This window comes from Aminobacter sp. P4_H6_2, assembly GCF_056400805.1.
In genome coordinates, this window is sequence record NZ_JBFUKO010000433.1 from 1 (window position 1) to 4,660 (window position 4,660).

General features: G+C 59.1%; 5 protein-coding genes. All 5 read left to right on the forward strand.

Going from position 1 to position 4,660, the window contains the following annotated elements; genetic code table 11:
- Window positions 1-232: hypothetical protein (locus tag AC1DUU_RS23635; protein WP_476785818.1), on the forward strand; the 232-nt coding region annotated here is incomplete at its 5' end.
- Entirely contained in the window at window positions 229-1,149 is a 921-nt protein-coding gene (locus tag AC1DUU_RS23640) for a hypothetical protein (RefSeq protein ID WP_476785819.1), read from the forward strand. The genes AC1DUU_RS23635 and AC1DUU_RS23640, both read left to right, overlap by 4 nt.
- A gap of 38 nt (window positions 1,150-1,187) precedes the next feature.
- Window positions 1,188-2,996: a hypothetical protein gene (locus AC1DUU_RS23645; RefSeq protein WP_476785820.1), complete on the forward strand. Its 1,809-nt coding sequence runs from the start codon at window positions 1,188-1,190 to the stop codon at window positions 2,994-2,996.
- A complete protein-coding gene (locus tag AC1DUU_RS23650) occupies window positions 2,993-3,364 on the forward strand; it encodes a hypothetical protein (RefSeq protein WP_476785821.1) in 372 nt (123 codons plus the stop codon). Before AC1DUU_RS23645 ends, AC1DUU_RS23650 begins: the two co-directional genes overlap by 4 nt.
- A 693-nt stretch (window positions 3,365-4,057) precedes the next feature.
- Window positions 4,058-4,537 carry a hypothetical protein gene (locus AC1DUU_RS23655; RefSeq protein ID WP_476785822.1) on the forward strand — a complete coding sequence of 160 codons (480 nt, stop codon included), beginning with the start codon at window positions 4,058-4,060 and terminating at the stop codon, window positions 4,535-4,537.
- Window positions 4,538-4,660 lie beyond the last annotated feature (123 nt).

The following is a 4,660-nucleotide window of genomic DNA, read 5'->3' on the forward strand; positions in this document are numbered from 1 at the left end:
CGCCACCTGGCCGACCACCTGGCCGAGCCTTGGATACACGCCGCTGGCGGTCGTCCAGAACGGTTCGCCGGGGGCGGTATCGGGGTTCTTCCAATACAATTACCCGGCGGCCAGTGTCCCGCGCTTCATTTGTTACCCCTCCGGGCTTTGGCTCCGCAATGGGATCAGTGACCCGCCTGACGGCACGATCTTCAATGTCGTCTATCAGATCTATCGGTTGAGAGCCCAATGAAGCGCGGCAAGATCAAGCTCAATGGGCCGACGCCGATGTTCCGGGTTTCAATGCCCGGCGTCGACGTGGATACGGCGGCATTGCATCAATTCATCGCGCACGAGGACTTCATGTTCTCGCAACCCTACGCGTTTGGCTATGTCCAGTGTCCCTTTATCGGCTTCACTGGCGATGCAACGCAGGACCAATCGGTCGTGGTGGCGGTCCCCAATATCGGCGTCACCCCGATCATCCACATCTTCCCGGTCGATCAAAACAACCAGATAGCGTTCCCCGCACATTTCTCCGAGGGGTCGGGCAGCGCTGGCCGAAACTATCAGATCATCAACTACTTTGTGTCTGGCACTGCGTCTGGCGGCAGCCTCACCATCCGGTTCCAGAAAGGCCTGAACACGGCATTTTCGCCTAATGGCTGCTACTACATCCTGACCCGCAGCGCGAATGTTGCGGGTGTGCCAGGGCCGGGCGCTTCCGGCCCGCGCGTGCGCATCAACAAGGACGGCATCAAGATCGCCCGTCCCGGTTACAGCGTCGACACGGCGTCAGAGGCAAATCTGTATTTCTCCTCCAGCGGCATTGCGGCGCGCGTTTATGAAACTGGGCTTGTGGGCGTCGCTGACTTCGCCGGAACCGGTGGCGATCGATATAAGCGTGCGCGGGTGAACTTCTCGAAGGGGTTCACTCGTCCGCCACCGGTGTTTGCCGCTGGTATTCGATCGGATGGCGGCATTGACGTCACGCCGGTGCGATATTGGGTGGCGAACAACACCTACGGCCGCCAACATCCGCATTACCAGGTGTCCGTCGATACGGCCGGTTTCGACATCATGGTCGTCAAGGACTACGGCTCGAACTTCTATTTAGATGTGCCGACCACTTGGCGGTACTGGGTCTTGGACAACGTCCTCGACACATAGCGGCGGCGAACATCAACTTCAGCCTCTAAGGGCAAATCATGACATCTTCGGTTTATTCGGCCGGCACGGTTTCCGTGTCGAATGGCCTGCCTATTGTGGCAGGCACAGACACTGCTTGGAATGTGGCGCTGGTGACGGGTGGCATGTTCAGCTTCGCTGGGCAGTCGGTGCCGATCATCAGCGTAGAGAGCGACACGTCGCTTACACTGGCCTACCCATGGCCAGGGGCGACGGCGAGCGGTGGCTATGCTATTGCGCGCGAGACCTCAGAGGCCGTGCGCGCGACGTGGATCAACGATCGCCTAGCTCAGATCCTGACCAAGCTATCGCTGGCTGGTATCCATCCCGACGGCGCTGGCACATTGGCCGAGCGCAATGCTTTGTCGCCGGTGCCGGCCGTCGGCTACCTTTGGCTGCGTGTCGAGATCGGCTATGGCCTGGACATCTACAGACGTACGGCATCCGGTTGGGATGGGCCATTTGGCCTCACCGGCCCCGAAGGTCCGGCAGGTGTGTTGCGCTGGATCGAAGCCGGATGGGCGACGGCGACAGCCTACGAGTATAATGATGGCCTGACGCGCAACGGCACGTCCTACCGCTGCTTTGTGGCGCACACTTCAGGCGCGGCCACCGAGCCGGGCGTCGGCGCCAATTGGCAGACGGTTTGGAAGGTCACGGCAGCCAAGGGCGATAGCTTCAGGTTCCGCGGCGCATACAGCGGCGCAACCGCGTATCTGGCCAACGATGTCGTGCGGGACGGTGGGTCAAGCTGGGTCGCATTGCAGCCGACGACAGGCAACGCACCGCCAGCCTTGCCCGCTACGTCAAACGCCTTCTGGGAATTGATGGCTGTGAAGGGCCAGGATGGCACCGGTACGGGCGATGTCGTCGGGCCGGTATCGTCGGTTGACGGACAGCTTGCACTGTTCGACGGCCCTACTGGAAAGCTACTCAAAGGCATGGTCGGTTCGCCTGCGGAAGGAGATATTATGTATCGCGGCGCGTCGAGTTGGGCGCGTTTGCCGAAGGGTGCGGCGGGTCAGTCACTGCGCCAGAATACGGCGTTAACTGCTCCTGAGTGGGGTTTAGCAGTTGTGCCGGGTTACATTTCACTTGGTGCCGACATTGCAAACAGTTCTATCGATCCTACGAATGACATTGACAATCCGCCCTTGTCATGTGCGAGTTCGGACGCACTGCCAATTCTCATGACAATCGCCGCTGGCACCATGCAATTGGACGTTGTGTATGGCACTGGAAACGGTGGCCGTTTTGACGCAGCGATAAGCGATGGCTGGTGGCACTGCTTTGTGATCAGCAACGGGGTCAACGTCTCGCGTGGCATGTCGAAGTCGCTCAACCCAACGACGCAACCGAATTACCCGGCTGGTTACAATCATTACCGGAGAATTGGGTCAGCTAGGCGGCTTGCCGGGGTTTTTGTTCCCTTCGCTCAAGATGGGGACAGGTTTTTATACAAAACACCGGTTGAGGATCGCTCTAGTTCTGCCGCAACGAGTGGTCCAATTGTCATAACTGTTTCCGTTCCAATTGGAATTCAAGTTAATCCAATCATGAGCAATACGCTATATTGCTCAGGTGGGGCAAACGTTATTGTAAGAATAGGGGGTGCAAATATAGGCAATGCTGCGTTTGCGTGGCAGCAAATCGCATCCCCCGGCTCAGCAATCACCGGTAGCGAAAACGATATTGTATTAATAGACGGAACATTTATTACGAACACAAGTGGTCAGCTTTGGTATGAAGTACAGTTGTACTCGCCAACACTAGCCACCAATAAGCTGATTACTTGGGGTTATCACGATAAACGAGGGAGGGCAGCATGAGCCGGTTTGTAGAGCGCGTTGCTGGCAAGATCATCGCGGATTACGCGAACTTCCAGGCAGAATACGCTGAGGAAGAAATCTCCGAAGATCACCCCGAATTTGTGGCCTACCGCAATCCGCCGGCTACCGTACCTTCCCAAGTCTCACCCGCGCAGGCTGAGATCGCGCTGTATCGCTACGATGACGGGGTGTTGCTCGGGCGGATTAATGCCTTGATCGACGCGTACCCGTATGAGCCTGTCCGCATCTGGTGGCGCAAGGCGACGTATATCGCTCGCGACCACCCGTACCTGCAGGCGGTTGCCCTTGAGCTTGGGCTTTCCGAAGAGACGGTGGATGCGTTGTTTGTGACGGCGAATGCGATCTAGCCGCGCCGGCGTCCTGCCGGTCGCCCGCTGACGCCTGCGTCTGACTTGGATGACCGGAAACGGGGCCCTAGTACCCGAGCTGCCACAGAATAGCGCTCGCCGTGGCAAATGTGACGGCGACAAAAAGCCAGTCGGCCCAGTTCATTTGATACCTCGCTACAGGCCAACCAACCACAATATGGCACTGGCCACGGCGACGAGCGCCACGACGAAAACAGTGTCTTCGATAGTCATCGGCTTGCCGCGGGTAGGGTGGCTTTCTCCATAGGCCAATGGCCCGCGCCTCCTTTGGCGCACACAACCCAAAATCAAAGGAATAGTTCCATGGACAACACCGTTCCCCCGGGCGCGGCGCTTCTGCTCGACTTCATTTATCGAACAGACGCCGGGAAGGCCCCGCCYGAGTGCTACGARACGATCTTCGGCAATCGCCAAAGCGGCCTTYCCAAGCCSATCACCAAGATGACGCTKGGCGACCTSATCGACGCTCAGAAGACGTGGGCRACRAAGGCTTGGGCYAAGAAGTTCGGTTCCGAYAAGGCGTCWTCKGCYGCCGGTGCTKCGCAGTTCATGCGSGCKACKCTGATCGACCTGTCGAAGGAACTGCACCTGAGCGGCRCCCAGRTMTTCAACKCSGACTTCCAGGACCGGCTTGSCTWYCACCTGCTGAAGCGSCGCGGCTATGAAGCGTTCATGGCCGGCAAGATCGATCGCACCGAGTTCGGCAAGCGGKTGGCTATGGAGTGGGCCAGTTTCCCGGTTCTTGCAGCCTGCAAGGGCGCTCATCGCCAGCTCAAGCGCGGTGATAGCTACTATCTGGGCGACGGCATCAACAAGGTCGGCACGACGCCCGCACGGGTCGAGGCGGTTCTTAACCGGGTGAAGGCGGCAGGAAATGGGGCGCAGGCCACCACCCAAGCCGAGCCGGTTATCATCGAAAAGCCTGTCGTGGCCGACCCCGGCGAACTTGAAACCCCGACGACCAAGAGCAAGACCTTCTGGACCTGGCTGTTGACCGGCATCGGCGCGCCGCTGGCCGCTTTCGGCAATCTCGACTGGCGCGTCCAGCTCGCGATTGTCGCCGTCATCGTCGCCTTCGCCATCTACGGCATCAAGCGGCGGAACGATCTGTTCAAGGCGGTGAAGGGGCTCAAGGCGGAATTCGGTGAATGAGGGCGGCTCTGGTCGCCGCATACGCCGCCGCCCTGATGGGCAGTCTCATCTTGAGCCATACCGCAGCCTATCGCTATGGCCGCTCAATCGAACAAGCGCGCTTTGCCGCACAGATCACCAAGG